This window comes from Microbulbifer sp. TB1203, from assembly GCF_030997045.1.
Taxonomy (GTDB): Bacteria; Pseudomonadota; Gammaproteobacteria; order Pseudomonadales; family Cellvibrionaceae; genus Microbulbifer.
Genome location: NZ_CP116899.1, coordinates 4,121,027 through 4,146,191, shown reverse-complemented (window position 1 = coordinate 4,146,191; position 25,165 = coordinate 4,121,027). Strand labels below are relative to the sequence as shown.

Genomic DNA, 25,165 nt, shown 5'->3' with positions numbered 1-25,165 from the left:
ACGCTCGGTATCCTCACGAGCAGGCTCCCCAATGGTATCCCGCGCTGGCTCCCAGAGGGGAGGCTTGACACCGGCCGGTGTGGCCATCATAGTAACCACAATCTTGTATATACAACCATATACAAGCATGTGGAGCACTTTACCGAAGTCCATGAATACTGCAAGAGAGCCCTCAGCGGGGGGTAAAAGGCCCTCGGCGCAAGGAGAGCCCCGCTACGCCGCCATCAAGCGCCATATCCGCGAGCAGATTGAGTCCGGCCGCTGGGCGGTGCACTCCCAGGTGCCCTCGGAGAACCAGTTGGCCCTGGAATTCGGGGTCAGCCGTATGACCGCGCGCCGCGCCCTGAGCGAACTGACCGACGAGGGCGTGCTGATGCGCTCCCAGGGCCTGGGCACCTTCGTGGCCGAGCCGGTACCCGCGGGCTCCCTGCTGGAAGTGCGCAATATCGCCGACGAGGTCAGCGCCCGCGGCCACAGCTATAGCAGCCGCATCCTGCTGCTGCGGGAAACGGCGGCGGAGGCCAACGTGGCCCACGCCCTGGACCTGCCGCAGGGCGCGCCGGTGTTCCATTCAGTCATCGTGCACTGCGACAACGGCCTGCCGATCCAATGGGAAGAGCGATTCACCAACCCGCAACTGGCACCGGACTACCTGCAGCAGGATTTCTCCAGCACCACCCCCAACGCCTATCTTTCCCGGGTGGCCCCTCTGACCGAAGTGGACACCACAGTGGAAGCGATCGTCGCGGAGGCGGCGGTGGGCGAGGCGCTGGAGCTGGAAGCCGGCAGTGCCTGCCTGCAGGTCTGGCGGCGCACCAAGAGCAGCGCTGGCACCGTGAGCTTTGCGCGGTTGGTGCATCCGGGAAGTCGCTACCGGCTTGGCGCACAGCTCCGATTTTGAAGATACACCTGTAGGAGCGGCGGGGCGGCCATCCGCTCCTACAAGAAAGAGCCAATTATCTGACGCTTTGGGAAAAATTTTTTTGCGAGGTTAAAAATGACCACCGACAAACGCCACGACCCCAGCCGCAAAATCACCGCCCCCCGCGGCACCCGGCTCAGCGCCAAGAGCTGGCTCACCGAGGCGCCGCTGCGCATGCTGATGAACAACCTGGACCCGGAAGTGGCCGAGCGCCCGGAGGATCTGGTCGTCTATGGCGGTATCGGCCGCGCCGCGCGGGACTGGGAGTGCTTCGACAAAATCGTCGAAGTGCTCAAGCGCCTGGAGGAAGACGAAACCCTGCTGGTGCAATCCGGCAAGCCGGTAGGCGTTTTCAAAACCCACGCCGACGCGCCGAGGGTGCTGATCGCCAACTCCAACCTGGTGCCCCACTGGGCCAACTGGGAGCACTTCAACGAGCTGGATAAAAAGGGCCTGATGATGTACGGCCAGATGACCGCCGGCTCCTGGATCTATATCGGCTCCCAGGGCATTGTGCAGGGCACCTACGAGACCTTCGCCGCAGTGGCCCGCCAGCATTTCGACGGCGAGGCCAAGGGCAAATGGATTCTGACCGGCGGCCTCGGCGGCATGGGCGGCGCCCAACCGCTGGCGGCCACTATGGCCGGCTTCAGCATGCTCGCGGTGGAGTGCGACGAGACCCGCATCGACTTCCGCCTGCGCACCGGCTACCTCGATAAAAAAGCCACCAGCCTGGACGAGGCGCTGCAGATTATCGAAGACGCAAAGAGTCAAGACGAAGCGGTTTCCGTGGGCCTGCTGGGCAATTGCGCGGATATTTTCCCGGAAATCGTTGCGCGCAAACTCCTGCCCGACGCGGTGACCGACCAGACCTCCGCCCACGATCCGCTGAACGGCTATTTGCCGAAAGGCTGGACCCTGGAGCAGGCCGCGGAAATGCGCCGCAAAGATCCAGCGCTGGTGGTGAAGGAGGCCAAGAAATCCATGGCCATCCAGGTCACCGCGATGCTGGAACTGCAAGAACGCGGCGCCGCCACCCTGGACTACGGCAACAACATCCGCCAGATGGCGTTCGAGGAAGGGGTCAAAAACGCCTTCGATTTCCCCGGCTTCGTGCCCGCCTATATCCGCCCGCTGTTCTGCGAAGGCGTAGGCCCCTTCCGCTGGGCGGCGCTGTCCGGCAATCCGGAGGATATCTACAAGACAGACGCCAAGGTCAAGGAACTGATCCCGGACAACCCGCAGCTGCACAATTGGCTGGATATGGCCCGCGAACGCATCCAGTTCCAGGGCCTGCCGGCGCGCATCTGCTGGGTGGGGCTGAAAGACCGCGCGCGCCTGGCGCTGGCCTTCAATGAGATGGTGGCCAGCGGCGAACTGGAAGCGCCGGTGGTGATCGGGCGCGACCACTTGGACAGCGGCTCCGTGGCCAGTCCCAACCGCGAAACCGAATCCATGATGGACGGCTCCGATGCGGTCTCCGACTGGCCGCTCCTGAACGCGCTGCTCAACACCGCCTCCGGGGCCACCTGGGTCTCCCTCCATCACGGCGGCGGGGTGGGTATGGGCTTTAGCCAACACGCCGGCGTGGTGATCGTCTGCGACGGCACCGAGGCCGCCGCCAAACGCATCGCCCGCGTACTGTGGAACGACCCGGCCACCGGCGTGATGCGCCACGCGGATGCGGGTTACGAGATCGCGAAAAACTGCGCGGTGGAGCAGGGGCTGGACCTGCCGATGCTGAACGACTGAGCCCGGTACAAATCGGCAGGGCTGCCGATTTGAACAGCTTTAGCTGGCCGAGGGCCGAGTGCCATGGATGGCGCGAGTTAACACCCAGCCCCAGCTCGGCTCGCGGGCCGCAGGGCCCGCCACAAACAACAGAATGCAACACACAACCGGATGAGCCGGCTGCGCCGGCTCAAAGCCGAGCTGGGGCTCGGCGCTCCCGGCATTTTTGGTGAGAGAATTTATGTACCAACTGGAAATCAACCCCGGCCAACTGACCCTCGCACAACTGCGCCGCGTCGCCCGCGAACCGGTACAACTGTCGCTGAACAAAGCCGCCTACCCGGCCATCGCGGCCTCGGAAAAAACCGTGGCCCAGGTGCTCAGTGAAGGCCGCACCGTCTACGGCATCAACACCGGATTCGGTCTGCTGGCCAACACCCGTATCGAGCAGAAAGACCTGGAAACCCTGCAGCGAGCCATCGTTCTGTCCCACGCCGCCGGCACCGGCAATTTCATGGACGAGGCCACAGTGCGCCTGCTGATGGTACTGAAGATCAACTCCCTCGCGCGCGGATTTTCCGGGGTGCGCGCAGAGCTGATCGAGGCACTGATCAAGCTGGTCAACGCCGGCGTCTTCCCGGCGATTCCGGAAAAGGGTTCCGTGGGCGCCTCCGGCGACCTGGCGCCGCTGGCGCATATGAGCGTGGTGCTGCTGGGCGAGGGCGAGGTGTTTGTCGACGGCGAGCGCAAACCGGCCAAAGAAGGACTGGAAGCGGCCGGCCTGGAGCCGCTGACCCTGGCACCCAAGGAGGGCTTGGCACTGCTCAACGGCACTCAGGCCTCCGCCGCCTTCGCGCTGCTCGGCCTCTTCGCCGCCGAGGACCTGTTCGCAGGGGGCCTGGTAGCTGGTTCCCTGGCGCTGGAGGCGGCGAAAGGTTCGCGCCGCCCCTTCGACGACCGCATCCACGCGGCGCGCGGACAGCGGGCCCAGCGACAGGTGGCGGCCGCCTACCGCGAGCTGCTCGGCGGTAGCAGCGAAATCAGCGAGTCACATCGAGGCTGCGAGAAGGTGCAGGACCCCTATTCCCTGCGCTGCCAGCCCCAAGTGATGGGCGCCTGCCTGCAGCAGATCCGCTTTGCCGCGGAAGTCCTGCTGGCCGAGGCCAACGGTGTGTCCGACAACCCTTTGGTATTTACCGACGAGGAAAACCCGGAAAATTCCGACATTATTTCCGGTGGCAACTTCCACGCCGAACCGGTGGCCATGGTGGCCGACAACCTGGCCCTGGCACTGGCGGAAATCGGTGCCCTGTCCGAACGGCGCACGGCGCTGCTGATCGACACCAACCTGTCGGGCCTGCCGCCCTTCCTGGTGGACAACGGCGGGGTCAACTCCGGCTTTATGATCGCCCAGGTCACCGCAGCGGCGCTGGCCAGCGAAAACAAATCCCTGGCCCACCCGGCCAGCGTGGATTCCCTACCCACCTCCGCCAACCAGGAGGACCACGTGTCCATGGCCACTTTCGCCGGCCGTCGCCTGCGGGAGATGGCCGACAACACTTGCGGCATTCTCGCGGTGGAACTGCTGGCCGCCTGCCAGGGCCTGGATTTCCGCGCCCCGCTGAAAACCTCGGCCAAGCTGGAGGCCGCCAAAACCAAGCTGCGCGAGCGGGTCTCCTTCTATGACAGGGACCGCTATTTCGCCCCGGATATCGCCGAGGGCAAGGCGCTGCTGGCCAGTGCTATCTACCGCGATTTCGTCGACGCGGAACTGCTGCCCAGCAGTTGATCCTTGGGGCGAACCCTGTGTTCGCCCTCTCTTGCCAAAAAATAAATGAAATTCGCGCCAATGCTGCTAGGCTGAAAATTAGACGATTTACCCGCCAATCGGCGCGGAGGTCTAAATGAAGCCCCAGCCCAGCAGGCGACTGCTCACCGGAGCCGGCTGCGTCCTGGCCGCCGCCACACTGCCGGCCTGTACCGATACCGGCTACGTGGGTGGAGGCACCAGCAGGCCTCACTACGAGGTCCGCGGCCCCTACTACCACTGCCATCCCAACGGCGTCTGTCACAGTGTGCGCCACCCCAACTACTACCGGCATGGCGGCTTCGACCAGCCCATACCGCACCGTCGCTATCGTCCCTACTACTACGGACCCCTACCCCCGCGGGCGAGACCACTCTAGCCCATTCAGCGAATCCCAAGGCGAGCGACATCCCAGTGTCGCAGGGAAGCCGTAACCAACGGGTTTTCCCCACTTCGGAGTTTGCACTATGAATAGACTATTGAAGACAAGCCTGATCGCCATCACTGTCAGTACCGGCCTCGGTCTGAGTGCCTGCGTGGCCGACGGTTACTACGGCGGCAGTTCCTATTACTCCTATCCCTATGCGCGCCCCTATGTGTACCCATCCTCCGGGGCCTATTTCTTCTATTCGTCGCCGCGCTATTACCGCTACCGTTACCAACCGCGCTATCGTTTCTATCAAGGCCGGTCCTATTACCGCTACGGCCGGTCCTATTACCGCTACGGCCGCCCCTACTATCGCGGCTATCGCGGGCACCACTACTACCGGGGAGACCGCTTCTACCGGGGACATCGTCTCCACCGGGGAGACCGCATCTACCGGGGACACCGCATCCATCGGGGCCATCACGGTATCTACAGAGGGCACCACTAGGCCCCGTTGAACTCCTCCTACCTCGGTCATACAGACCCGCGCTCCCGCCGCTGTTAGCATTTTCAAAGGAATGAGCTAACAGCCGTGGGAGTTTTCTGTGGAAACAAAAGCCGCCCGTATTGATCGCCGGTTCCATCAACGGCATCGACCTGTCCATTGCCCGCGGATTCGTCCGCGGCGGCCACCCGGTGATGCTGCACGGCTATATTGCATACCTGAACAGCATTGCCGCCTGTCGCAGCTTTATACAAAATGGCGTCAAAAATCTCACCCTGACAGATGCTTCCTCTAGGCTCAGTAAAGGAGCGGAGTGAATTCGCGCCCACCCGAAAAGCTGTGAGGTATCCGCGGTGCAGAAGTTGCGTTGTATTCTGCTTGCAGCGGCCATGGCGACAGGAGTTGCCGGTTGTGCCACAACCGAGCCCAAGGGAGCCCCCGACACACTGACCGTAAACGGCCAGCAATTTCACTGTATGGAGCAGGAACTGGAGAGCAAGGTACTGGTGCGCTGCGTGCGGCCATGAGCCCCCTTTCAGACCGATCTCCGCAAGAAGCTCAGCCGGGCTTCACATTCCAGCGCTTGCGGGCCTTGTAATAGGCACTGGCATCCCGGAAGCCGAGCAGGTCGCACAACTGCACCACCGACCGGTGCCGGTGGCGGGCAAACAGCTGCCGACGCTCCTCATCCAGCAGCCGGGAGAAGCTGGTTTTCGCCTCCTTTAGCTTGCGGTACAGGGTCACCCGGCTCATACAGAGGGCCTGCGCCAGGCTGTCTATGCTGTTGTAAGCGGCCAGGTTTTCCCTCAGCAACTGGCGAACCCGTTTCTCGACGGACTGTCCTTTCCCCACGAAGTCCAGTCTCGAAATCCTCTGTTCCAATATGCCTTTAAGATGACGGTTGCGCTGTCGCAACGGCAGGGAGAGAGCTTCCTCGGGAAAAACAAACGCGTTTCTATCGCTATCGAAGCGAAGCTCGTAGGGTAACAGCAGCTGCAGCAAATCGACGTACCGTGGCTCTGGGAAACTAAATTCAGCCCAGCAAGTGGGGATCCTCTGTCCGAACAGGTGTTCAGCCCAGTGACACAGGGAAACCATCTTGTACACCACAGCACAGCGCGGGTAGGGTTTCCCTGAAGCAAAACGAAAAGCCAGTTGGATATAGTTATTCGTCCGGGTAACCTGCCAGGATTCAGATGGGTTATCCAAGTCGGTATTCGCGAGATAGGTTTCCAGTGCCTCCTCCAGGTTTTCGCAATGCTGGACCAGGCTGATGAGCAGCCCTTGAGCTTCCGGCAAAACGATAGCAGCACCCATACGAGCGCCGATATCTACTGCAAGGGGGTTGGCATCCACAAGCTGCCACAGAGTGATCATCCAGGATTCCGGATAGCGCTCTTCCATCAACTCCGAGATATCCCGCCCTTCCTCCAACTCGATAACGCGGTCCGCAAGCCTGTGGTCTATAGCCTGTATCTGTGCGAAATCGACGACCGAGTGACGTTTGAGTTCCCTGGCCAGGTAGACAACGTCAATGGCACTAACATGATGCTCCTCCATCGAAGTGGGAAAACGGGGGTGATGTTGCTGTGGCGCCTTGCAACTATTTTCCATAGGTTTGAAACAAAATTCGATTATTTTTTTCCAGGACTTTAAGGCACTTTATCCGGACGTGAAACCTTTGAGGGCGACGTCGGGACCAGGTTTTATCAAGTACATTTGCAGTCAGTTGGCAAAGGCCCGGATGAGAGCCTATGAACAATTACTAACCAAGTGAGGCAAACCACGCCAACTGCCCAACGAGCAATGGCGCCTGATCCATTTTATGGCGCCCAATTTCTCAGGATCGAATATGGGTCTTTCAGGATCATCACGGCCATTTTTTTCAGCTCAATGCAGGTATTCTACGGGGATGGGAGACTGAAGATGGTACTGTTTTAGTGCTTTGCAATTATTTTCCACAAATATGAAACCAAATTCCGCATCTGATTCCACATGGATCACAGACCCTTAAAGTAAAAAAGGATAAATGAATCAGACACACGCATGATAAACCCGGCATGCGCTCAGCCAAGCTGTGCATTCCAGCGCTTGCGGGAGATGAAATTTCTTACCGTCTCCACAAAAACTTTTGACGCGGGCTCGCGGCCGAGCAACAGATGTCCGTCGCTCTCCAGCTCCACGAATTCAGCGTTGGGAATGGAGGCGGCTATATCGCGCGCGATCTCGACCGGAATGCGCTGATCTTCCAGCGAATGAATCACCAAGGTCGGCACCGTCACTTGGGCAAGCCGGTCGCGCACGTCAATATCAGCGAATACGGATAAAAACCGGACGGCGTTCTCGGGCGAAGTCGTCAAACGCTGGAATTCATTGAACCAAGTAAGCTCGTCCGCGGTGGCGCTGGGCATAAAAGTGGATGAGAATATCTGGCGGTACGCCGGGTTGTCCTTCCCCCATCCTGTTTCGGTCAGCGTCATCACAGCCTCACGTTCCCTGGCCACTGCGTCAGTTGCGCCAATTCGCCAGCCTGCCGCATAGCTGCCGAAGAGAATAAGATGTGTCACCCGCTCAGGGTGCCTCACTGCGTATTCTATGGATACGGCGGCGCCCTGAGATATGCCAAGCAGGGCAAATTTATCCAGCCCCGTGGCAGCTACCACCGCTTCAAGGTCGGTCACAAAGGCGTCAAAAGAAATATTAGCGACGTTCCAGTCGGACAGGCCATTGCCCCGTTCATCGTAGCGAACAAAACGATGGTCAGCGGCGAGATTGCGAAACAGAGGGCTCCAGATTGGTGCCTCCCAGTCGTGCTCAATATGGGTGAGCCAGTTGGCGGCCTTGATGATGGGCGGACCCTCGCCCACAGATGCATAGGCGATGCGCACGCCGTCGTTTGCGGTGCAAAACTGGACTTTTTGCCGGGCTAGTAATTCCCGCTCTGTGGGACGCTCCTTGACACCGGCGGAGATCCGGCTGCCTTGGCTGCGCATATCTGGAGGCCACGCAATCCCAGCCTTTCGGAAACGCCTAGCCAGTTCGTGCGACAAAGTGTTCAATTCCAAAGTGTGATCAAGCAGCTCCAGCAGGGTCAACAATTGAGTGGCCGCGTGGGGACTGAACGGTTCCAGAGCCTGCCACTGGCGGGCCCAGCTCAATCGTTCCTGGGGGGCAATGTCAGAGTGAGTGGTTAAACGGGCCAGCACTTTTCCACGCAAGCGACTCATCTCCTGTCGTTCGGCGGCCAGCCATTGCTGGAAGAGCTCCTGGTCAGGCAGATCGATACCGTCCAGAAAGGTTTTTTGTAGTTGGCCTGCCATGTCGGTTAATACCGAGGAGGGCAAATCGGGGGATGTTAACTTTTCTGTCAGCGTATTGATGTCAATTTCGATATCCGGGGCATTGACGGTTACGCGTTCCCGATCTGCCAATAGCCGCTCTGTTGATGCATCGTTAATCAAGGGGCGAATCTTGCTTAATGACCAGCGCAATGCCCCGCGAGGATCATTCGGACTTTCGAAAAACACTTCACATAAACGTTCGCGTCGATGGGGCCGGGCGGTCCTCGCAAGGTAGGACAGCAACGCACGTGTCCGTTTGGAGGCTGGCAAGATTACAGACTTACCGTCGTGAAAGATGCTTAACTCCCCGAGCATCTCCAGCGAAACTCTCATTGTTTTGATCACCAAGTGCTGCTTATTTCACGGGTAGGTACTGTCGCCGGGTGTGCTGGGCGCAGAGAAGGCGGCCGCTCCGGTGCTGGCGGCGATCATACGGGCCTGTCTCATTGTCCTCTACTTCCAAGCCCCACCAAATGGCGCTGAATGCATTAATATTGTCTCTCCGTGCAGAGCTTGCTTGGGAGGTGCGGTTGGCCCGGACGGCTAGCTCCCGCGCGTCCGAAGCAACCATTCCGAAAAAGTCTTCGGCGGCGAGGGCTCCGGCGTATGCCCGCTAAGTCCGGCGGCGCGGGCCTCTGTGGGGCTGAAACCATATTCGGCGCGAAACTGGCGACTGAACAGTGCCTGGTTTGTGAAGCCGTAGCTGTAAGCGATGGTATTGATAAGCCTGTGATCCATCGGGTCCGCAATCGCCTTGCAGCAAGCCGCAAGCCGCCGTTGCCTGATGAATTTTTCGACACCGCCATGCCTCTCAAAGAGGTAGTAGAGCTGCCGGCGCGAAATCCCCAGTGCCCGGCAGATCGAATTCGCTCCCAGGTCTGGCGATGCCAAATACCGCTGAATGTATTTTCGCGCAAGGTTGAAGCGGCCTGCGGCAATCGACATGTCGGCCGCGCCAATGTCATTTGCAACAGGCTTGAGCGCCGCGGAGAGCAGAAAAGTGAGTGACTCTACTACGAGGGATATTTCGGAAACTGTCAGTGTTTTGATGTAATTTTCAAGAGTAAAAATGTATTCCTTAAGTACTTCCACCAGACTGCCTGTGACTTCCATATGATGCACAGCATCGAGCATATCGGAAATGTCCGGGAAACTATCCCTGCTGAGGAAGAGGCAGGTACTGCTGGTACCGTCGGAACGTCCGACGAATGGATAAGCGAAAGATCTGACTTGAAGGGAACCGGGCGAACTCATCAGCACCCGGTCGCCGGCACGGCTGATTTCATTTCCGCGTTTGAGAATAGTAAGACACCAATGGTCGATGCCGGAGACACGAACATGATTCTCGGTATGCCGGTATTGCATCGGATCCATGCTGTAGGATGCGAAGTGCAGGGACCCGAGATCATATCCCCTTGCGCTGGCGTAATAGCCACCTTTCACGGCTTCATCGCGATCCACATCGACCAGAGGGGCGACCAATTCCTTCCAGTATGCGAATTGATGGCTCCGCTCCCGCGTAAGCGTGGTGAAACGGTCAGCACGGATGCGACTGCTGCTATCGACAGTTGCCCGGCCGGTTATTCCCAAGATGTGATTGCCCCGATAAGTGGTGCATAATGGGCAGATGTCTGCCTTTTTATTGGCGATTCAGCCATTCAATATAGTTCGAGCGCTTCGGCACCGATCCGACCGCTTCACGTGCTTCGCTGGGACGGCCACCGAACTGGGCGCGGAACTGCCGGCTGAAACCCGCCACGTCTTTGAAACCGTACCTTTCAGCAATCTGGCTGATGGTGCAACGCATTTCGGAATCCTGGAGTTCACGGAGGCAGGCACTGAGCCGTCTTGAACGTATATACCGCTCGACGCCTCCCAGATTTTCAAAAATCTTGTACACCTGTCGGCGAGACACGCACAGCACGGCGCGAACGCTTTCCACCGTCAGGTCAGGCCGCCCGAGATTGCACTCGATGAATTTTCTCGCGACCTCAAGCTGAGTCGCCAGGATAGGGGTTTGCGCAGCGGCTATCGATTCCGGCGACCGCGCAACGCTGGCCCGGATCATGGCCCGGGTGGTTTCGGCGGCAATCAGAGATTCCGCTGGCGTCATGGTTGAGAGCCTGGCCCCTAGTGCCATCAGATAGTGCCCGAGCAGCGGATGCAGGCGTTTGGATTTTTCGCTGACGGAAATGCGGTCGAGTATTCCTTCCAATCCCGTCAAGGTTTTCCTGGGCAGGAAAAAATACAGGGATTCGTGGGCGGAGAGGTGTGCGCTGAATGGCTCCCCCGTATTTCGCAGCTCCAGGTGACTTCCCTGGAAGCGTACGGTATTCCCGTCCACATTGGCGTCTACATGGCCTTTTGTTCTTACGGCCACTACCCAATCATCCATATCATAAGATTTGACATCCTGCGGGGATCTATAAAAGGAAAACCCATCGGATCTGGATGAGACTGCACGGATGTCACCCAGGTTGAAGCCTTTGGTGTCAACGAAGAATTTTTCCGAAATTCCCTTTCCATCCGAGCGTTCAATATGTCCGGGAAGCTCATCCCGATATCTATCGAACTGCTCGTTTAAGGGGATCTGCGATGTTTCAAAGCTGTATGACGGTTTGATAAAACCGGATTTAATGCCGGAGGCTTCGTTCGTGTCGGGGGGCGGTCTGCCACTTTGATCATTCATATTTGGTAAAAGTACCACGCAAATGCCACAGTTATTCAAACGCTCGCTCAGAAAGTTGGAAACTAATCTTCGCGCGCTCTTTTTTTACCCCCGGCAACCCGAGAAGAAGTCCTATCTTGGGGCTATGGCTTACGGAGCCTGCGATATGCAGGTAATTTTACCTGCGGGTACACATTAAATGAATATCACCATGAATGAAATCAGCTTTGTAGAGTACGTCTGGATAGATGACCGAGACCAACACAACAAATCCGGTCAAAATCGCGAATTGTCGACATGCCAAACCTGCCGCTTGTGACCAACTCGTCTTCATAAAGCTTTGATGGTTCCTCGACGGCCAGGCAGACGGCCAGGATTCCGATTGCAACCTCATCCCCCGTGCGGGTCTACTGCGACCCATTTCGCGGCGAAAGTGACTGTGGCTATATCGTGCTGTGTGAGATCGGTGATGCGGATGGCTAGGGCCCCCATCGAACCAGCGCGCGAATGCGCATCCATACGGCACAAGCGCGAGGTCGTGCACAAGCAGCTGGACACCCCAAAACCGGTCCGGAAAAAGCCGCTTGATGCGGTTTCCAGAAGTTTAAGCAAGGCCTTCTCCGCGCGCCTCGGATGAGACGCCACCCAATTTCCATCAATTCTCACGACTGCTCCGGGGAAATATCATGCCCATTCAAACGGTGGTTCACACGCTTGCCGGCTATCCTGTCGTCCATAACCAGGCTGGAGATTCAGGAGAAACCGGCTATGTTGATGGGAAAACAATTTGGCACCACCTGCTGGAAAATTAACTCTACGAAAGTTCAAGCAAGCGGCAGACTGAATACGGTACGCTTTTTGTAACTTGAAATTATTTTCCCTGCATTTGAAACTAAATTCCACGCATATTTTTCCGGTTCGGATTTAGTATGACAACAGACCCACCAGAAAAATAACAGGGTCGGGTTCGGATTATGTATGAACCTGGCCGCATAAAGGGGGGGATATGAGTGACATTTCAGTATTGTTTGTAGTTGTGTTTTCTCCGCTGTTATCGCTGGCCGTATGGTCGGGAATATCCAGACCGGCCCTTCCTCTCTTAGATACGCCTCCGGGTTGCCATAAATACTCCAAGCACATACCCGCCACTGATAAGACGTGGAGAAAGGTCTTCTTTCTTTCTGCGTGGAGAAAGCAATGACAGCTCCAAGACGCGCCGCTGGTTTTACGCTCGTAGAGCTGATGTGTGTGATAGCCATCCTGGCTATCGTCATCGCCATAGGTGTTCCGTCCTTCAGTACCATGATTAAGGACAACCGGGCGGTGACAGCCATCAACGACCTCAATGCAACCCTGCAATACGCCCGCGCCGAGGCTGTGCGCCGCGGCGGAAGAGTCGGAGTCGGTGCTATCGACAGTGATGTGAACAACGGCCTGCGGGTCTGGGCCGACGACGGCAACGGCAACTTCGAGGACGATGAAGAGGTATTGAGAGTATTCACCATCGACTCGGGGAATATCACCCTGGCTGCCGCCGTTGGTGGCGCCGACAACCAGGATATCGGTTTCACCTTCAATGCCCGCGGCCTCGTCTCGGGGCTGACCGATATGACGACTTTTGCGTTGTGCGACGATCGCACAGGCAATTACGGCCGCCGGCTCACCCTGCTCACCTCCGGCGTAGTGCGCTTGACTACCAATATCGCCTGTACCGGCAGCCAGGAGAAATGAAATGCTTAGGCAACGCGGCGCTACCCTGATCGAAGTGCTGGTCTCCGTGCTGGTGCTGGCGGTGGGCCTGCTCGGGCTCGCGGCCACCCAAATGATGAGTATGAAGAACGGCAACAGTGCCCAGCAGCGCTATATGGCCACCCTGGTGGCCCACGATATGGCCGAGCGTATGCGGGCCAACCTCGAAGGCGTGGAGACAGGCAGCTACGACGGCGCAGTGGATGGCTCGGAAGCGGGGAGCAGCGACTGCAGCGGGGGCTGTTCTGCCGCGGAACTCGCCGCCATGGACAAGCGCGAGTGGGGCCAGCTGATCAAAACGAATCTGCCCTCGGGCAGCGGCGAAGTCTCCCGCAAGAGCGGCGAGGTTACAGTGACGGTCAAATGGAAGGAGCAGCACACCGGGGAAAACTACGGCGGCGCCGCCGGCGCTCCGGAAGATGCCGAGTTTGAAATGACAGTGGAGCTCTGATCATGCGAATGAATTCCCGGCAGCGCGGCCTCTCCCTGATCGAATTGATGATCGGCATACTGCTCAGCTCCCTGCTGCTTCTCGGGGTGTTGCAAGTCTTCGACAGCAACCGTGACACCATGCGCATGCAGATGGCCTATTCCCGGGCGCAGGAGAGCGGCCGCTTTGCCATAGATTTTCTGACCAGGGAAATCCGCATGGCGGATTACTGGGGCTGCGCGCCGGACAAGGACAGCATCCAGAACCATCTCGATGAGAGCGATAGCGATTACAAAGCCGCTGTCCACGGCGAGTTTGGAGCAAATGGTGTCCGCGGAAAGAACAACGTAGCCAGCGGAACCGAAGGCGGAAAGTCCGTACGGGCAAACACGGACACACTGACCTTGAGTGGTGCGGAAAACGCCTGCGGCGGCACCGGCAGGATGGTCACCGGCGAAGCTTTGCATGTATCTCCCGCTTGCGATATTCAGCCGGGGCAGATAGTGCTGATCTCCAACTGTAAAGCCGGCGAACTGATGACCATTACCAATGTGCAGGCGAGCCAGGCAACCGGCGAGTCGGGCAAGAGAACTCTCGTACATGCAGGTGGACGGGATGGTCGCGATGACAAAGATGAGGGCTGGATCAAAAACCTGAACCCTTCCCCTGCCTTGCAAGAGGACTACGGCACGGATTCGACAATACTGCGACCCTATTCCCGCACCTTCTTTATTGCCGACAGCGAAGTTACCAACACCCCCTCCCTCTTTATGAGCGAGGACGGCCGCCCGGCCCAGGAACTGATACCGGGTATCGAGGATATGCAGGTGCGCTACGGCCGGGACAGCACCGGCAACGGCGTGGTGGACACCTGGCAGGATGCCAGCAACAGCGCCGAGCAGATGGAGGGGGTGGCGGTAATTCGAGTACAGCTGCTGGTGGCCAGCGACGGCAGTGTCGGTGTTTCCAAGCAGGAAATCGACGGCACGGAATACACCGATGGTCGACTGAGAAAGCTCTACACAGCCACGGCAAAAATACGTAACCGGGGGATATGATGGTAATGAATCGACAGCGGGGCGCGGTACTGATTGTCAGCCTGATCATCCTGCTGGTGCTGACCATGATGGGCATCTCCGGAGCCCGCGCCGTACTGCTGGGCGAGCGCATGACCGCCGCCGCCCGCGACGCCAGGATAGCGCTGGAAGTTGCGGAGTCCATGGTGCGCCAAGCGGAAAAGCATATCGACGGCCTCGATAATACCTCCACCTTCGGCAACACCGGTTGGTGCCGAACCCAGGGGGAGGGCCCCGCGGATATTTTTGCGGAAAGCACCTGGAGCGACACCTACGCCCCCAAGCGGGACTCGACGCTCGAGGGCCCGGACGGTCTTCTGAAAGGGCGCGTCTTTATAGAAATGTTCGGCCGCGCCTCGGACGATTCCAATACCACGGATGTGGACCTCAGTGGGGACAAGCCGGCAGTTGATTTTGAGGATACCGAAGTGTTCAGGATAGTCGCCCGCGGCGAGGGGCCGGGCGGCACCAAGCGTATCCTGGTGACTCTCTACGGCAAGTCCATGTAGGGGAAGAAAAGAATGCTTATTAAAATGCAATCCGCCCGTAAATTAATATCGCCCGTACCGCTGCGCTCTCTTATCGTGGCTTTTTTCCTGGGCCTGGCCACTGCCGCTTCGGCGGCACCGGGGGATATCTCCGATGTGCCCCTCTATACTCTCGGTGGGGCCGAGCCGAATATTATGTTGATGTTTGACTCATCCGGTTCCATGAATCATATAGCGATTCCGGAGGAATATGACGAGGATGCAACCTACGGATACGCCAATTGGTGCAATAATCCTGAGGATACTGATGGACGTGTTCATGTCCGTGTTGATAAGACTACTGGAGAAGTTTGGTATAACAGGGATCGTCAAATAGATCAGAATGGAAGTCTAGTATGGAAGCAATGGAAGATTAGGCGGAATTGGTGGGATTCAAACTGTTTTGACAATAACAAAACCTACGATGCCTATCTGTGGGCCGGCGGTGATACGGCCTGTTCCGGAGAATGGTATTATGATAATCGGCAAAGGCGGTGGCGATGGCGGTGCAACAATAGTGATAGTTATTACTCCTCCGAAACCGGTCCAGGTGCGGCTAATATTCGCTACAGTGGCCATTTCCTGAATTGGTACTTTTCCCGACGTGGATGGGAGTGGTGGCAGCCAGATGTTTTTAAGGAAGGCAATGAAGTTCTTCGCAGTAAAGAAGGCACCCAGCGCCGCGTCGACGCGATGAAAAGCGCCACAGCTACCCTGATCTCAGACCTGGAAGACGTTCGCGTCGGCCTTATGCAATTCGGCGGAGATGATGGCGGCGACGGCGCCAAAATGCTGAGCGGACTGACCAGTGTTACAGATGACACAAGAGCGGGATTGCTGGGCACCGTTGACGAGCTAAATGCCAACGGCTGGACCCCTTTGGGCGAAAGCTTTGAGGATGTGGGGCGTTATTTTATTACCGGCTATGAAACCCAGGAGTTGACTTTCGAAAAAGAAAACGACGAGGACGTCGTGATAACGGAAAAAAAACAGGGGAAGAATATTTTCCAGAGCGAGCCGCAATGGGGGAATGTTTCCAAGCCCGGAACCGGTACTAACAGCGCCATTCAGTATTATTGCCAGAAGAACTTTATGGTGGCGCTGACCGATGGTGTTCCGCTCCAGGACGAGGACGTCTCCGATGATCTGGCCAATTACGATTACGCCTGCAAGGGCGAAAAGGGCTGTACTACCGGTGATAACGCATCCATGGATGATGTGATCAAGGCGCTTTACGATATGGACCTGCGCCCGGACCTGACGAAGCCCGACGGCACCCCGGTAAAGAACAATATCATCAGTTATGTGATCGGCTTCGCCGATGAACAGGTGTCTGACAGCGATTTGATGGCCAATGCTGCCGATTTGGGTAGTGGCGGCCTGGAGGATGTCTACTCTGCGAGCAACGCCGAAACCTTGTCTATCACTTTCAATCGCATTATCAACAAAGTACGGGCAATTGACGGCAGTTCCAGCTCCATCGCTTTCAATAGCGCCTCCCTGCAAGCCGGGTCTGCGCTCTACGCGGCCAGTTTCGACAGCAGCGACTGGAGCGGTGACCTCTCCGCCTTTAACCTCGGCACCGATGGCACTCTAACGGACTCCTGGAGCGCCAGCGAAAAGCTGGACGCCAGACCCCCGGGCAACCGGGTAATGATCACCTCCAAGGACGGCGCAGGTGTGGCCTTCACCCCCGCGCTGATAGACGGCGGCGACCTCGAGCGCGACCTGGAAATCAATACCTCCAGCGGTGAATCTATTGTCGATAACCTGGCTGCCGACCGAGTGGCCTACCTGCGCGGCGACCGCAGCAAGGAGGGCACAGAGAGCACGGAGTTCCGCCGGCGCGGCGGGCGCCTGGGCGATATCGTCAACTCCACGCCGGTTTATGTGGGCGTCCCCAATGCCGACTGGGGCGGGAAAGACTTCCCCGAGGCGGGAAGCTATGCCACTTTCCAGAGAAGCCAACGCGATCGAATACCGGTGGTCTACGTGGGTGCAAATGACGGCTTCCTGCACGGTTTCAACGCCGGCAGCGGCAATAGCGCCGGCGAAGAGGTAATAGCCTATACGCCGGAGGCGCTGCTCAGCACCCAGCAGAGTAGCGGCCTGCACGCCCTCAGCTCCCAGCTCTACAGCCACAGGTATTATGTGGACGGCACACCCTCGGTGACCGACGCCTATATCGGCAACAGCTGGAAAACCGTGCTGGTGGGCAACCTCGGGGGCGGCGGCAAGGGCTACTTTGCCCTGGATGTAACCAATCCAGGCAGCTTCCGCGAGAATAATGCGGATTCCATTTTTATGTGGGAATTTACCGATTCCGACAACAGCAATCTCGGCTTCAGCTTCAGCCGCGCCCAGATAGGCCGCATGGCCAATGGCAAGTGGGCGGCGGTATTCGGCAACGGCTATAACAGCGACACGGGGGACGCCGGCCTGTTTATCCGTTACCTGGATGGTTCCGGCGGCGTTTATCTCTCCACGAGCACCGCCGATGCCGATGACAAGAATGGCCTGTCTACCCCGGCGATTGTCGATGCCAATACGGACGGCACCATTGATCGGGTCTATGCCGGTGACCTGAAGGGAAATATGTGGGCCTTCGACGTTTCCGATACTTCTGCGGATAGTTGGGGGGTTGCTTACGGGGAGACCACCACCGATGACGGCGGTGTCAGTACTACCACGCCGCAGCCCCTGCTCAGTGTCGGCGAGCCGATTACCGGCGGCCCCCGGGTTGCGAGGAATACCGACTATATCGATGGCAGTTCCCCCAACCTGCTGGTCACTTTCGGTACCGGCCAGTACCTTGCCGAGACGGATACGGCCGACAATACGCCGGGTGGCTTCTATGTGGTATCGGACAACGGCACCGCCGGGTTGGGCAAGGGCAGCCTGGCGGCCCGCACTATCGGCACCCGGACAGTCGACCAAGTATCCGACACCGGTGTGGCGGATGGAACCAGCCGGGATTACCGCACCTTGAGCGGCGCGGAGCTCGACTGGAGCCAGAAATCCGGTTGGTATATCCAGTTGCTGCGCGGCAATACTCCCGCCGGTGTAGATGGCGGAGAGCGGGTGATCACCACTCCGGACCTGCTGCGCAACACCCTCTTCTTCAACACCATGATCCCCACCGGACAGGTATGCTCCGCCGGCGGCCACGGCTGGTTGATGTCAGTGGATGTGCACACCGGCCTGGCGCCGGATGACCGGGGGATCTTCGATGCCAACGGCGATGGCATGATCAACATGGCGGACCAGGGCCTGGTGGGAAGTCCGGTAACCGGTGGATCGCCGAACAGGTCGGGCTTTATTGGTGGCGGCAATGGTCCCAAACAGCTAACCCCCGATTCATCTGGAAACCTTGGCATGAGAGGAATTGATCCGGGCAGTGGCGAACGCGAGGGCCGCCTGTCCTGGGAAGAGGTCACCCCTCTGTAAGTTGGATGATTGAGTGAAAAATATGAAAATGCAGCGCGGATTTACCCTGATCGAACTGATGATCGTAGTGGCGATAGTGGGGATACTCGCCGGTATCGCCTGGCCCTCTTACCAGGAACATGTGCGCACCACTCGCAGGGCGGATGCCCAGGGGGCGCTGATGGGGCTGGCGCAGGCGATGGAGCGGCACTATACCGAGAATGGCACCTATAAGAAGGCGGCAGCAGGTGACAAGGACACCGGCGCTCCCGGAATTTTCCCAACCCAGGCCCCGCTGGATGGCGGCGCCAAGTTTTATAACCTGCGTATTACTGACGCAGATAAGACTTCCTATACTTTGCAGGCCAAACCCATCGGCGCCCAGAAAGAAAATGGCACCTTGGAATTGAACTCTGCGGGTGAAAAAAAGTGGGATCGCGATAATAGTGAGAAGTTTGATGCTTCGGAAACGTGTTGGAAGAAAACCTGCAGTTGATCAGGAACAGGAGAGATTTCCGCCACTGCGTTTTTACGCAATGCTGCCACTGTCTCTGTCGAAATAGCGGCGGCTCCGGTACCGGTATCCCTGAATTCCGGCCTGCGACGGAGCGACGAAAGCGCTCGTTATTCCACCTCGACGATGCGCAATGTATCGGTACTGCCACCAATATCCTGGTGATAGCCGCGGGACACCAGGACGAAGTCACCAGGCTTCAGCAGTTTGTGCCGCTTCAGGTCCGCGATCGCCAGCTGGTCGCGCTCCGCGCCGTCCAGTCCCTCCATTTCCATATGCACCGGGTCTACGCCGCGGTAGAGCGCTACCCGGTTGCAGGTGGAGAGGTGCCGGCAGAAGGCGTAGATGGGGATATCCGAGCGCACTCGCGACATCAACCGCGCGGTGTTGCCGGTCTCCGTCTGGCAAATGATCGCCCTGATATCCCGGCAGTGGTTGGCGATGGTCATCGCGGCCATGGCGATGCAGGCATCGCCGGCGGGGTAGTTTTCCTGCATCACCCGCGGCGGACGCCGCCGGGTGCGATGTTTTTCCGCCCCGATGATCACCTCCGCCATGTGCTTGACGGTCTCCACCGGGTAGTCGCCGGCAGCAGTTTCCGCCGATAGCATCACCGCATCGCTGCCGTCCAGTACCGCGTTGGCCACGTCGCACACTTCGGCGCGGGTGGGCACCGGGCTGGAAATCATCGACTCCATCATCTGGGTGGCTGTGATCACCACCCGGTTGAGGTGGCGCGAGCGCTTGATCAGGTGTTTCTGCACCCCCATCAGCTCCGCATCGCCGATCTCCACCGCCAGGTCCCCCCGGGCCACCATGATCACGTCGCTGGCCAGGATCAACTGGTCCAGGTGTTCCTCGTCCGCCACCGCTTCCGCGCGCTCGATCTTGGCAACGATGTGCGCCTCGCCGCCGGCGTCGCGCAGCAGTTTGCGCGCTTTTTCCACATCGGCGGCGTCGCGGGGGAAGGACACCGCGAGGTAGTCGAGTTTCAACTCCGCGGCGGTCTCGATATCCCTGCGGTCCTTGGCGGTCAGCGCCGGTGCGGTGAGGCCGCCGCCCATCTTGTTGATACCCTTGTTGTTGGACAGCCAGCCGCCCACCACCACGCGGGTGTGCAGTGTGCGGCCCTTGATCTCCCGCACTTTGAGGCGCACGCGGCCGTCGTCCAACAGCAGGATGTCTCCCCGGGTGCAATCGTCCGCCAGTTTCCCATAGTCCACCGACACTCCCAGGGAATTGCCGCCGTCGGCGGGCCAGTCCGGGGCCAGGGTGAAGTCGCTGCCCTCCTCCAGTTGCGCACGGCCCTCACTGAACCGGCCCACGCGGATCTTGGGCCCCTGCAGATCCCCCAGTATCGCCACATAGCGTCCCTGCCGGCCCGCCTCGGTGCGCACCTGTTCGGCGCGGCGGCGGTGGTCGGCAGCAACGCCGTGGGAGAAGTTCAGGCGCACCATATCCACGCCGGATTTGATCAGCCGGGCGAGGATACCTCCCTTGTCGGTGGCTGGGCCCAGGGTGGCGACAATTTTGGTTCGTCTCAGCATGGGATCTAGTGGCCGGTGTTTAGTGGTCAGTGAAATAAGAATAGCTTGTCACCAATCCCCTCTCCGCGCATGAGCGAGCAGCTAGGCTTTTTTGAGAGGCAGTCAGGGAGCGAGACACAGATGAGCAGGGCTGTACAGTTGTGGCTGGCGGGGGTGATTGTGGTTGCGGTCGGCTGTGCCGGTATGGGCACCACCGGCCCCAAGATCACCCAATCCGCCGGCGATCCCAACTCGGTTTGCGGCAATAAATGGGAACTGAAGCGACTGCGGGTCAACGGCGAGGCCATCGTCATCGAGGACAACGAGCGCTTTACCTTCCTGTGCAACCGGGACGGCAATGTGGTGGGAAAGAGCGGCATCAATACCTACCGCGGCGCCCTGCAGGTGACCGACACCGGCCTGCTGCTGTGGGACTCCGCCAGTTTCGCCTCCACCAAGAAGGCCGGGCCGGAGCCACTGATGCGGCAGGAAAACGCCTATCTTCGCGCCCTGGCCGGCACCCGCCAGGCGTTCACCAAATCCGGCGGCGAGCGCCTGATACTCCGCGATCCCCCCGGCGACATCTATATCGAATATATCAAGGTGGGACCCTGAACGGCTCCACAGACGGCGGTCTGTTTTTAGTGTTAAATGTCACAAAAACAACGAGACCCGCACCATGGTACCAGCCCGCAGACCACTGATTCCCCTCGCCGCCGTCGCACTACTCGTCCTGGGCGGCTGCGGGCAATTGGGTGAGACAGATCTGGCGGAGAGAACCGCGGAAGACAGTTCCATCTGCGAGCATCAGTGGCTGCTGGAGAGCCTCTCGGTGGAGGGGCGCGAACACCGTTCGCACCTGCTGTGGCGGAAGCTCTGGCGGGAGCGCCCCTACTTCATCTGCGACAAACTGGGCTATGTGCGCGGCAGCGCCGGCTCCAATCCCTATCTCGGCCGCTTTTCCCTCTCCGACGGTGGCGAGCTCTCCTGGTCGCAACCGCCGACCATTTCCCGCATGAGCGATATCCGCGAGAGCAGCGAACTGGAAAAGGATTATCTCAAGGCCCTGCCGCGGACCGACAGCGCACAGGTGGAGGGGGATTCACTGATCCTGCGCAGCGACAGCGGCGAAACCCGGCTGGAGTTCCGGCGCGTGGGAAGCATCGAGTAATCAATTCGGCGAATTAAAAAAGGGCGGCCACTTGGCCGCCACAGCGATGACAATCAAGAAGATTGAGAGAAGAACAACGAAAGCCTCAAACTTTGTGAGACGAGACAAGCGTTTCGTTGTGATTGCATCCTACCGCTGCGGTGTGACAAATGGATGACAGTGGCGGTTCGGTGCAGGAGCGGCCGCTGGCCGCGATCAGTCTGTGCCGGCAACTACTCGCCCTCGGGACTCGGGGCTCAGGACTCAGGAAAAGATACCGGAACTTGATGAGAAGGCCCTGATACCGGAAGCCGTTCGAGAGACGTTTGCCGATGAGGCTGTTGAACGAACGGCTGCCGGTAGCAGGGCCGCCCAGGTCCCGGCTTAGTGCCACAGGGGTGGGTAGTTACCTATGTAGAATAGTTAAATCGATCGCGGCCATGGGCCGCTCCTACTTGCGGCGCTGGTGTTTTTCCAGGTTATCCTGCCTTTTGCGCTCGCTCTTGCGCAGCAAAATATAAGTGGCCCCCAGGCCACCGTGCTGCTTCTGCGCGCTGTGGAAGGCGAGCACCTCGTGCAGCTGCGGCAGCCAGCAGTTGACGCAGCTCTTCAGCAGCGCCGGCTGCGCGCGCCCCTCTCCCTTGCCGTGGGTAATCAGCGCGCAGCGCACATCCGCCTCCACGCAATCGCGCACAAATTCGAACACCGCCCGGCGCGCCATTTCCACCGTGTGCCGGTGCAGGTCGAGCCGCGCATCCACCCGGTATTTGCCCAGGCGCAGATTGCGATAAACGCCGTTCTGCACGCCGTCGCGCTTGAATTCCAGCGGGTCCCAGGGGTCCACCGGCTCCGCGAACTCGCCGGCGAGAGGGTTCAGTTCCGCCGCGGTTTCGCGGGTGGCCGCCTCGCGGCGCATATGGCGGTTCAACTCCGCTGCGCTGTCTTTTTTCAGCGCCACTCTCTTTTCGCGGCGCTCCCGCGGCAGTGGGCGCACGTCCCCCAGTTCGCCCAGGGCGTCCTGAAACAGATCGCTATCACTGGTCATTTCATTCCCCCCGCTTTCGCTATGGATCGAGAAACAGGTCCACGGCCAGTTCGCCGGCTTTGGCCGGGTTGTGGGCGTAGTCGGTAAAGTCGCTCACCCCGCGCTCACCCAGCAGTTCCTCGTCGATCAGCTGGCAGCCGTTGAGCGCCCCGTTTTCCGTGAGCAGGATTTCATAGGCGGCGTCCGCCATGATCGCCGGTTTGCGGCTCTGTTCGAACATCTCGCGGTTGCCCACCGCGAACTCGATCGCCGCGGTGGCCACCAGGGTGCGCGGCCACAGAGTGGCGACGCTGATCCCGGCCTCGCGCAGTTCCTCCGCCAAACCCATGCTCAGGATGGTCATGCCGAACTTTGACAGCGCATAGGGCGCACAAGGTCCCAGCCATTCGGGCTTCAGGTTGAGGGGGGGCGAGAGGCTGAGAATATGCCCATTGGGCGACTGCTTGAGATAGGGCGCAGCCAGGTGTGCGGTGAGGTAGACAGCGCGGCTGTTGACATTCTGCATCAGGTCGTAGCGCTTGGGCGGGGTGGATTCCACATTGGTGAGACTGATGGCACCGGCGTTGTTCACCACCGCGTCGATACCGCCGAACGTTTCCGCGGCCCGCGCCATGGCGTCCGCCACCTGCTTTTCCTCGCGCACATCCACCTGCAGCGGCAGCGCCGTACCACCGGCCGCCTCCACCTCGGCCGCCACCGAGTGGATGGTGCCGGGCAGCTTGGGATGCGGCTCGGCAGACTTGGCGGCGATCACAATGTTGGCGCCATCGGCGGCGCACTTGAGCGCGATGGCGCGGCCGATACCGCGACTGGCACCGGTGATAAATACTGTTCTGCCTTTGAGGGCACCGGTGTTTTCGGTCAGGGTGACAAATTCTTCACTCACGATCGGCCTCCGGGGCAATGACTGCCGGGCTGTAGATTTCCTTGAAGACTTCCGGCATCCGCCTGGGTCTGCCGCTGGACAGCTCGATGCACACCATCTGCCACTGGGCACGCAGTATCAGCGCCCGGTCACCGGCGCGGAATACCTGGAAGCGGCGGGCCATGTTCAAGCGCCCGTCGACTTTGGTGAGCCAGGTACCGAACAGCAGTTCGTCGCCCTCTCTCGCCGCCAGTATATAGTCGTACTCCGCGTGGCGGATGGCCATGCCCCGGTCGAGCTCCTGGTAACCCGAGACATCCAGCCCCAGCGCCGCGCTGTGGGCCCAGCCGGCGCGCTCGCACCAGCGCACATACTCGGCGTTGTTGGCGTGGTGCAGGCCGTCCACATGTTCCGGCTGCACCGTGACTTTCCAGACGAAGGGCTGCGGTAAATCCCACTGCATTCAGAAGCTCTTGCCGTCCACCTGCTGGATCGACAGCTTGCCGGGCTCCACACCCTCCAGGCAGCGCACATTCACCGCCGCCATCGGCTCCCCGTCCGGCATACTGCCAAAACCAAAGGGCGCGCAACCACAGTCGGGGCAAAAATGGTGTTTTATCGCGTGCTTGTTGAAGGTGTAGGTGGCCAGGTCGTCCTCTCCGGTGGCGAGGCGGAGCTGCTCCCGGGGACGGAACCACAGCAGGTAACCCTTTCTGCTGCAGTGGGAACAGTTGCATTCCATTACCTGGTCGATATCCCCTTCCACTTCGAAGGCGATGCGCCCGCAGTGACAGCTTCCCTGATGAGCCATGGCAATTCTCCACTTGTGAATATGCCCCGAGCCTATGCCAAGTCGCACTGCGCCACAAGGCAGAGCCGGGAAACGCCGGACACAAAAAAGGCCCCGAATGGGGCCTTTCTGCGCTCAGCGGGCAGGGATCAGGCGTCGGCCTGTTCCTCTTTCGCGCCTTCCGCCTGCTGCTGCGCCTGGGCCAGGGCCGCGGCGAACAGGGCGTCGAAGTTGATCGGCGGCAGCATCAGGGCCGGGAAGGAACCCTTGGTCACCACGTTGTCCACCACTTCGCGGGCGTAGGGGAAGAGAATCTGCGGGCAGGCGGTGTTCAGCGCCTGGGCCAGCTGCTGGCCCTCCAGGCCCTTGATGGCGAACAGACCGGCCTGCTTCACTTCCACCAGGAAGGCGGTCTCGTCTTCCAGCTTGATGGTGATGGTCAGGGTCAGGGAGACTTCGTACAGATCCTCGTCGATCTTGTCGGTCTTGGTGTTCAGCTCCTGGTTGACCTGGGGCTTCCACTGCTTCTTGAAGATCTCCGCGCCCATGGGGGTCTCGAAGGAGAGATCTTTGAGATAGATGCGCTGCATCGCGAACTGTACTTTTGAAGCCTCTGCGTTTGCCGCTGCGCCGTTCTGTTCTTCAGCCATGTTACTGCCTGTGCATTATATTGAGTTGATTTCTGCCTTCCGTGAGAAAGACTCCCTGTAAAGTCCTTCAAATGGG

At 59.3% G+C, this 25,165-nt stretch carries 26 protein-coding genes; 16 read left to right on the top strand and 10 right to left on the bottom strand.

The annotated features are described in order from the left end of the window. Window positions 1-151: 151 nt before the first annotated feature. From hutC to PP263_RS17810, 7 genes are all read left to right on the top strand, one after another. Window positions 152-901, top strand: a complete 750-nt coding sequence (gene hutC, locus PP263_RS17840; protein WP_308365194.1) for a histidine utilization repressor — start codon at window positions 152-154, stop codon at window positions 899-901. 96 nt (window positions 902-997) lie between these two features. Then, window positions 998-2,674 carry a urocanate hydratase gene (hutU, locus tag PP263_RS17835; RefSeq protein ID WP_308365191.1) on the top strand — a complete coding sequence of 559 codons (1,677 nt, stop codon included), beginning with the start codon at window positions 998-1,000 and terminating at the stop codon, window positions 2,672-2,674. A 220-nt stretch (window positions 2,675-2,894) separates the two neighbouring features. Beyond that, window positions 2,895-4,442 (top strand): histidine ammonia-lyase, encoded by a 1,548-nt coding sequence (hutH, locus tag PP263_RS17830; RefSeq protein ID WP_308365189.1) that lies wholly within the window; start codon window positions 2,895-2,897, stop codon window positions 4,440-4,442. Between the two features lie 115 nt (window positions 4,443-4,557). Continuing rightward, window positions 4,558-4,839, top strand: coding sequence for a hypothetical protein (locus tag PP263_RS17825; RefSeq protein WP_308365187.1), 282 nt, complete (start codon window positions 4,558-4,560; stop codon window positions 4,837-4,839). Between the two features lie 88 nt (window positions 4,840-4,927). After that, window positions 4,928-5,335 carry a hypothetical protein gene (locus PP263_RS17820; RefSeq protein WP_308365185.1) on the top strand — a complete coding sequence of 136 codons (408 nt, stop codon included), beginning with the start codon at window positions 4,928-4,930 and terminating at the stop codon, window positions 5,333-5,335. Between the two features lie 119 nt (window positions 5,336-5,454). Then, window positions 5,455-5,649, top strand: coding sequence for a hypothetical protein (locus tag PP263_RS17815; RefSeq protein WP_308365184.1), 195 nt, complete (start codon window positions 5,455-5,457; stop codon window positions 5,647-5,649). Window positions 5,650-5,721: 72 nt separating this feature from the next. Continuing rightward, window positions 5,722-5,859 (top strand): hypothetical protein, encoded by a 138-nt coding sequence (locus PP263_RS17810; RefSeq protein WP_183458199.1) that lies wholly within the window; start codon window positions 5,722-5,724, stop codon window positions 5,857-5,859. A 31-nt stretch (window positions 5,860-5,890) separates the two neighbouring features. On the opposite strand, the gene PP263_RS17805 is transcribed toward PP263_RS17810, so the two are convergent. From PP263_RS17805 to PP263_RS17790, 4 genes are all read right to left on the bottom strand, one after another. After that, window positions 5,891-6,946 (bottom strand): AraC family transcriptional regulator ligand-binding domain-containing protein, encoded by a 1,056-nt coding sequence (locus tag PP263_RS17805; protein WP_308365183.1) that lies wholly within the window; start codon window positions 6,944-6,946, stop codon window positions 5,891-5,893. A gap of 452 nt (window positions 6,947-7,398) precedes the next feature. Continuing rightward, window positions 7,399-9,018, bottom strand: a complete 1,620-nt coding sequence (locus PP263_RS17800; RefSeq protein ID WP_308365180.1) for an alpha/beta fold hydrolase — start codon at window positions 9,016-9,018, stop codon at window positions 7,399-7,401. A gap of 198 nt (window positions 9,019-9,216) precedes the next feature. After that, window positions 9,217-10,155: a helix-turn-helix domain-containing protein gene (locus tag PP263_RS17795; protein ID WP_308365179.1), complete on the bottom strand. Its 939-nt coding sequence runs from the start codon at window positions 10,153-10,155 to the stop codon at window positions 9,217-9,219. Window positions 10,156-10,312: 157 nt separating this feature from the next. Further along, complete coding sequence (locus PP263_RS17790; protein ID WP_308365178.1) at window positions 10,313-11,362, bottom strand: helix-turn-helix domain-containing protein; 1,050 nt, start codon at window positions 11,360-11,362, stop codon at window positions 10,313-10,315. 665 nt (window positions 11,363-12,027) lie between these two features. Between PP263_RS17790 and PP263_RS17785 the strand changes: the two genes are divergently transcribed. From PP263_RS17785 to PP263_RS17755, 7 genes are all read left to right on the top strand, one after another. After that, a complete protein-coding gene (locus PP263_RS17785) occupies window positions 12,028-12,153 on the top strand; it encodes a hypothetical protein (protein WP_308365176.1) in 126 nt (41 codons plus the stop codon). A gap of 385 nt (window positions 12,154-12,538) precedes the next feature. Beyond that, window positions 12,539-13,072, top strand: a complete 534-nt coding sequence (locus PP263_RS17780; protein ID WP_308365174.1) for a GspH/FimT family pseudopilin — start codon at window positions 12,539-12,541, stop codon at window positions 13,070-13,072. Window position 13,073: 1 nt separating this feature from the next. Continuing rightward, window positions 13,074-13,541, top strand: coding sequence for a type IV pilus modification protein PilV (gene pilV, locus PP263_RS17775; RefSeq protein WP_308365173.1), 468 nt, complete (start codon window positions 13,074-13,076; stop codon window positions 13,539-13,541). 2 nt (window positions 13,542-13,543) lie between these two features. Then, window positions 13,544-14,578, top strand: a complete 1,035-nt coding sequence (locus PP263_RS17770; RefSeq protein ID WP_308365172.1) for a PilW family protein — start codon at window positions 13,544-13,546, stop codon at window positions 14,576-14,578. A gap of 5 nt (window positions 14,579-14,583) precedes the next feature. Further along, the gene (locus tag PP263_RS17765) at window positions 14,584-15,105 is read left to right on the top strand and encodes a PilX N-terminal domain-containing pilus assembly protein (RefSeq protein ID WP_308365171.1); all 522 of its coding nucleotides are present in this window, start codon (window positions 14,584-14,586) and stop codon (window positions 15,103-15,105) included. A gap of 711 nt (window positions 15,106-15,816) precedes the next feature. Next, on the top strand, window positions 15,817-18,570 hold the full coding sequence (locus PP263_RS17760) for a PilC/PilY family type IV pilus protein (RefSeq protein WP_308365170.1): 2,754 nt from the start codon (window positions 15,817-15,819) through the stop codon (window positions 18,568-18,570). Window positions 18,571-18,592: 22 nt separating this feature from the next. Further along, window positions 18,593-19,045 (top strand): type IV pilin protein, encoded by a 453-nt coding sequence (locus PP263_RS17755; RefSeq protein WP_308368630.1) that lies wholly within the window; start codon window positions 18,593-18,595, stop codon window positions 19,043-19,045. Between the two features lie 128 nt (window positions 19,046-19,173). Here the strand turns inward: PP263_RS17755 and pyk are convergent, their stop codons facing one another. Next, window positions 19,174-20,610 (bottom strand): pyruvate kinase, encoded by a 1,437-nt coding sequence (pyk, locus tag PP263_RS17750; protein ID WP_308365168.1) that lies wholly within the window; start codon window positions 20,608-20,610, stop codon window positions 19,174-19,176. A gap of 120 nt (window positions 20,611-20,730) precedes the next feature. Here pyk and PP263_RS17745 point away from each other — a divergent pair, with 120 nt between their 5' ends. Next, window positions 20,731-21,204: an META domain-containing protein gene (locus PP263_RS17745; protein ID WP_308365167.1), complete on the top strand. Its 474-nt coding sequence runs from the start codon at window positions 20,731-20,733 to the stop codon at window positions 21,202-21,204. Window positions 21,205-21,268: 64 nt separating this feature from the next. Next, entirely contained in the window at window positions 21,269-21,760 is a 492-nt protein-coding gene (locus tag PP263_RS17740) for an META domain-containing protein (protein ID WP_308365166.1), read from the top strand. A gap of 430 nt (window positions 21,761-22,190) precedes the next feature. Here PP263_RS17740 and smrA read toward each other — a convergent pair whose 3' ends face one another. From smrA to secB, 5 genes are all read right to left on the bottom strand, one after another. Beyond that, entirely contained in the window at window positions 22,191-22,784 is a 594-nt protein-coding gene (smrA, locus tag PP263_RS17735; protein ID WP_308365164.1) for a DNA endonuclease SmrA, read from the bottom strand. A 19-nt stretch (window positions 22,785-22,803) separates the two neighbouring features. Then, window positions 22,804-23,670, bottom strand: a complete 867-nt coding sequence (locus PP263_RS17730; protein WP_308365162.1) for an NAD(P)-dependent oxidoreductase — start codon at window positions 23,668-23,670, stop codon at window positions 22,804-22,806. Further along, window positions 23,663-24,112 carry a thioesterase family protein gene (locus PP263_RS17725; RefSeq protein ID WP_308365161.1) on the bottom strand — a complete coding sequence of 150 codons (450 nt, stop codon included), beginning with the start codon at window positions 24,110-24,112 and terminating at the stop codon, window positions 23,663-23,665. Before PP263_RS17725 ends, PP263_RS17730 begins: the two co-directional genes overlap by 8 nt. Beyond that, window positions 24,113-24,460 carry a GFA family protein gene (locus PP263_RS17720; protein ID WP_308365160.1) on the bottom strand — a complete coding sequence of 116 codons (348 nt, stop codon included), beginning with the start codon at window positions 24,458-24,460 and terminating at the stop codon, window positions 24,113-24,115. Window positions 24,461-24,588: 128 nt separating this feature from the next. Further along, entirely contained in the window at window positions 24,589-25,089 is a 501-nt protein-coding gene (secB, locus tag PP263_RS17715) for a protein-export chaperone SecB (RefSeq protein ID WP_308365158.1), read from the bottom strand. Between the last annotated feature and the right edge of the window lie 76 nt (window positions 25,090-25,165).

Coding starts and splice junctions, on each gene's coding strand:
- PP263_RS17760 (WP_308365170.1), top strand. CDS start 15,817: ATGAAAAGCGCCACAGCTACCCTGATCTCAGACCTGGAAGACGTTCGC.
- pilV (WP_308365173.1), top strand. CDS start 13,074: ATGCTTAGGCAACGCGGCGCTACCCTGATCGAAGTGCTGGTCTCCGTG.
- PP263_RS17790 (WP_308365178.1), bottom strand. CDS start 11,362: ATGAATGATCAAAGTGGCAGACCGCCCCCCGACACGAACGAAGCCTCC.
- PP263_RS17720 (WP_308365160.1), bottom strand. CDS start 24,460: ATGGCTCATCAGGGAAGCTGTCACTGCGGGCGCATCGCCTTCGAAGTG.
- PP263_RS17770 (WP_308365172.1), top strand. CDS start 13,544: ATGCGAATGAATTCCCGGCAGCGCGGCCTCTCCCTGATCGAATTGATG.
- PP263_RS17810 (WP_183458199.1), top strand. CDS start 5,722: ATGGCGACAGGAGTTGCCGGTTGTGCCACAACCGAGCCCAAGGGAGCC.
- PP263_RS17785 (WP_308365176.1), top strand. CDS start 12,028: ATGCCCATTCAAACGGTGGTTCACACGCTTGCCGGCTATCCTGTCGTC.
- hutU (WP_308365191.1), top strand. CDS start 998: ATGACCACCGACAAACGCCACGACCCCAGCCGCAAAATCACCGCCCCC.
- PP263_RS17765 (WP_308365171.1), top strand. CDS start 14,584: ATGAATCGACAGCGGGGCGCGGTACTGATTGTCAGCCTGATCATCCTG.
- PP263_RS17780 (WP_308365174.1), top strand. CDS start 12,539: ATGACAGCTCCAAGACGCGCCGCTGGTTTTACGCTCGTAGAGCTGATG.
- hutC (WP_308365194.1), top strand. CDS start 152: ATGAATACTGCAAGAGAGCCCTCAGCGGGGGGTAAAAGGCCCTCGGCG.
- PP263_RS17740 (WP_308365166.1), top strand. CDS start 21,269: ATGGTACCAGCCCGCAGACCACTGATTCCCCTCGCCGCCGTCGCACTA.
- PP263_RS17725 (WP_308365161.1), bottom strand. CDS start 24,112: ATGCAGTGGGATTTACCGCAGCCCTTCGTCTGGAAAGTCACGGTGCAG.
- PP263_RS17805 (WP_308365183.1), bottom strand. CDS start 6,946: ATGGAAAATAGTTGCAAGGCGCCACAGCAACATCACCCCCGTTTTCCC.
- PP263_RS17755 (WP_308368630.1), top strand. CDS start 18,593: ATGAAAATGCAGCGCGGATTTACCCTGATCGAACTGATGATCGTAGTG.
- PP263_RS17820 (WP_308365185.1), top strand. CDS start 4,928: ATGAATAGACTATTGAAGACAAGCCTGATCGCCATCACTGTCAGTACC.
- pyk (WP_308365168.1), bottom strand. CDS start 20,610: ATGCTGAGACGAACCAAAATTGTCGCCACCCTGGGCCCAGCCACCGAC.
- PP263_RS17825 (WP_308365187.1), top strand. CDS start 4,558: ATGAAGCCCCAGCCCAGCAGGCGACTGCTCACCGGAGCCGGCTGCGTC.
- hutH (WP_308365189.1), top strand. CDS start 2,895: ATGTACCAACTGGAAATCAACCCCGGCCAACTGACCCTCGCACAACTG.
- secB (WP_308365158.1), bottom strand. CDS start 25,089: ATGGCTGAAGAACAGAACGGCGCAGCGGCAAACGCAGAGGCTTCAAAA.
- smrA (WP_308365164.1), bottom strand. CDS start 22,784: ATGACCAGTGATAGCGATCTGTTTCAGGACGCCCTGGGCGAACTGGGG.
- PP263_RS17745 (WP_308365167.1), top strand. CDS start 20,731: ATGAGCAGGGCTGTACAGTTGTGGCTGGCGGGGGTGATTGTGGTTGCG.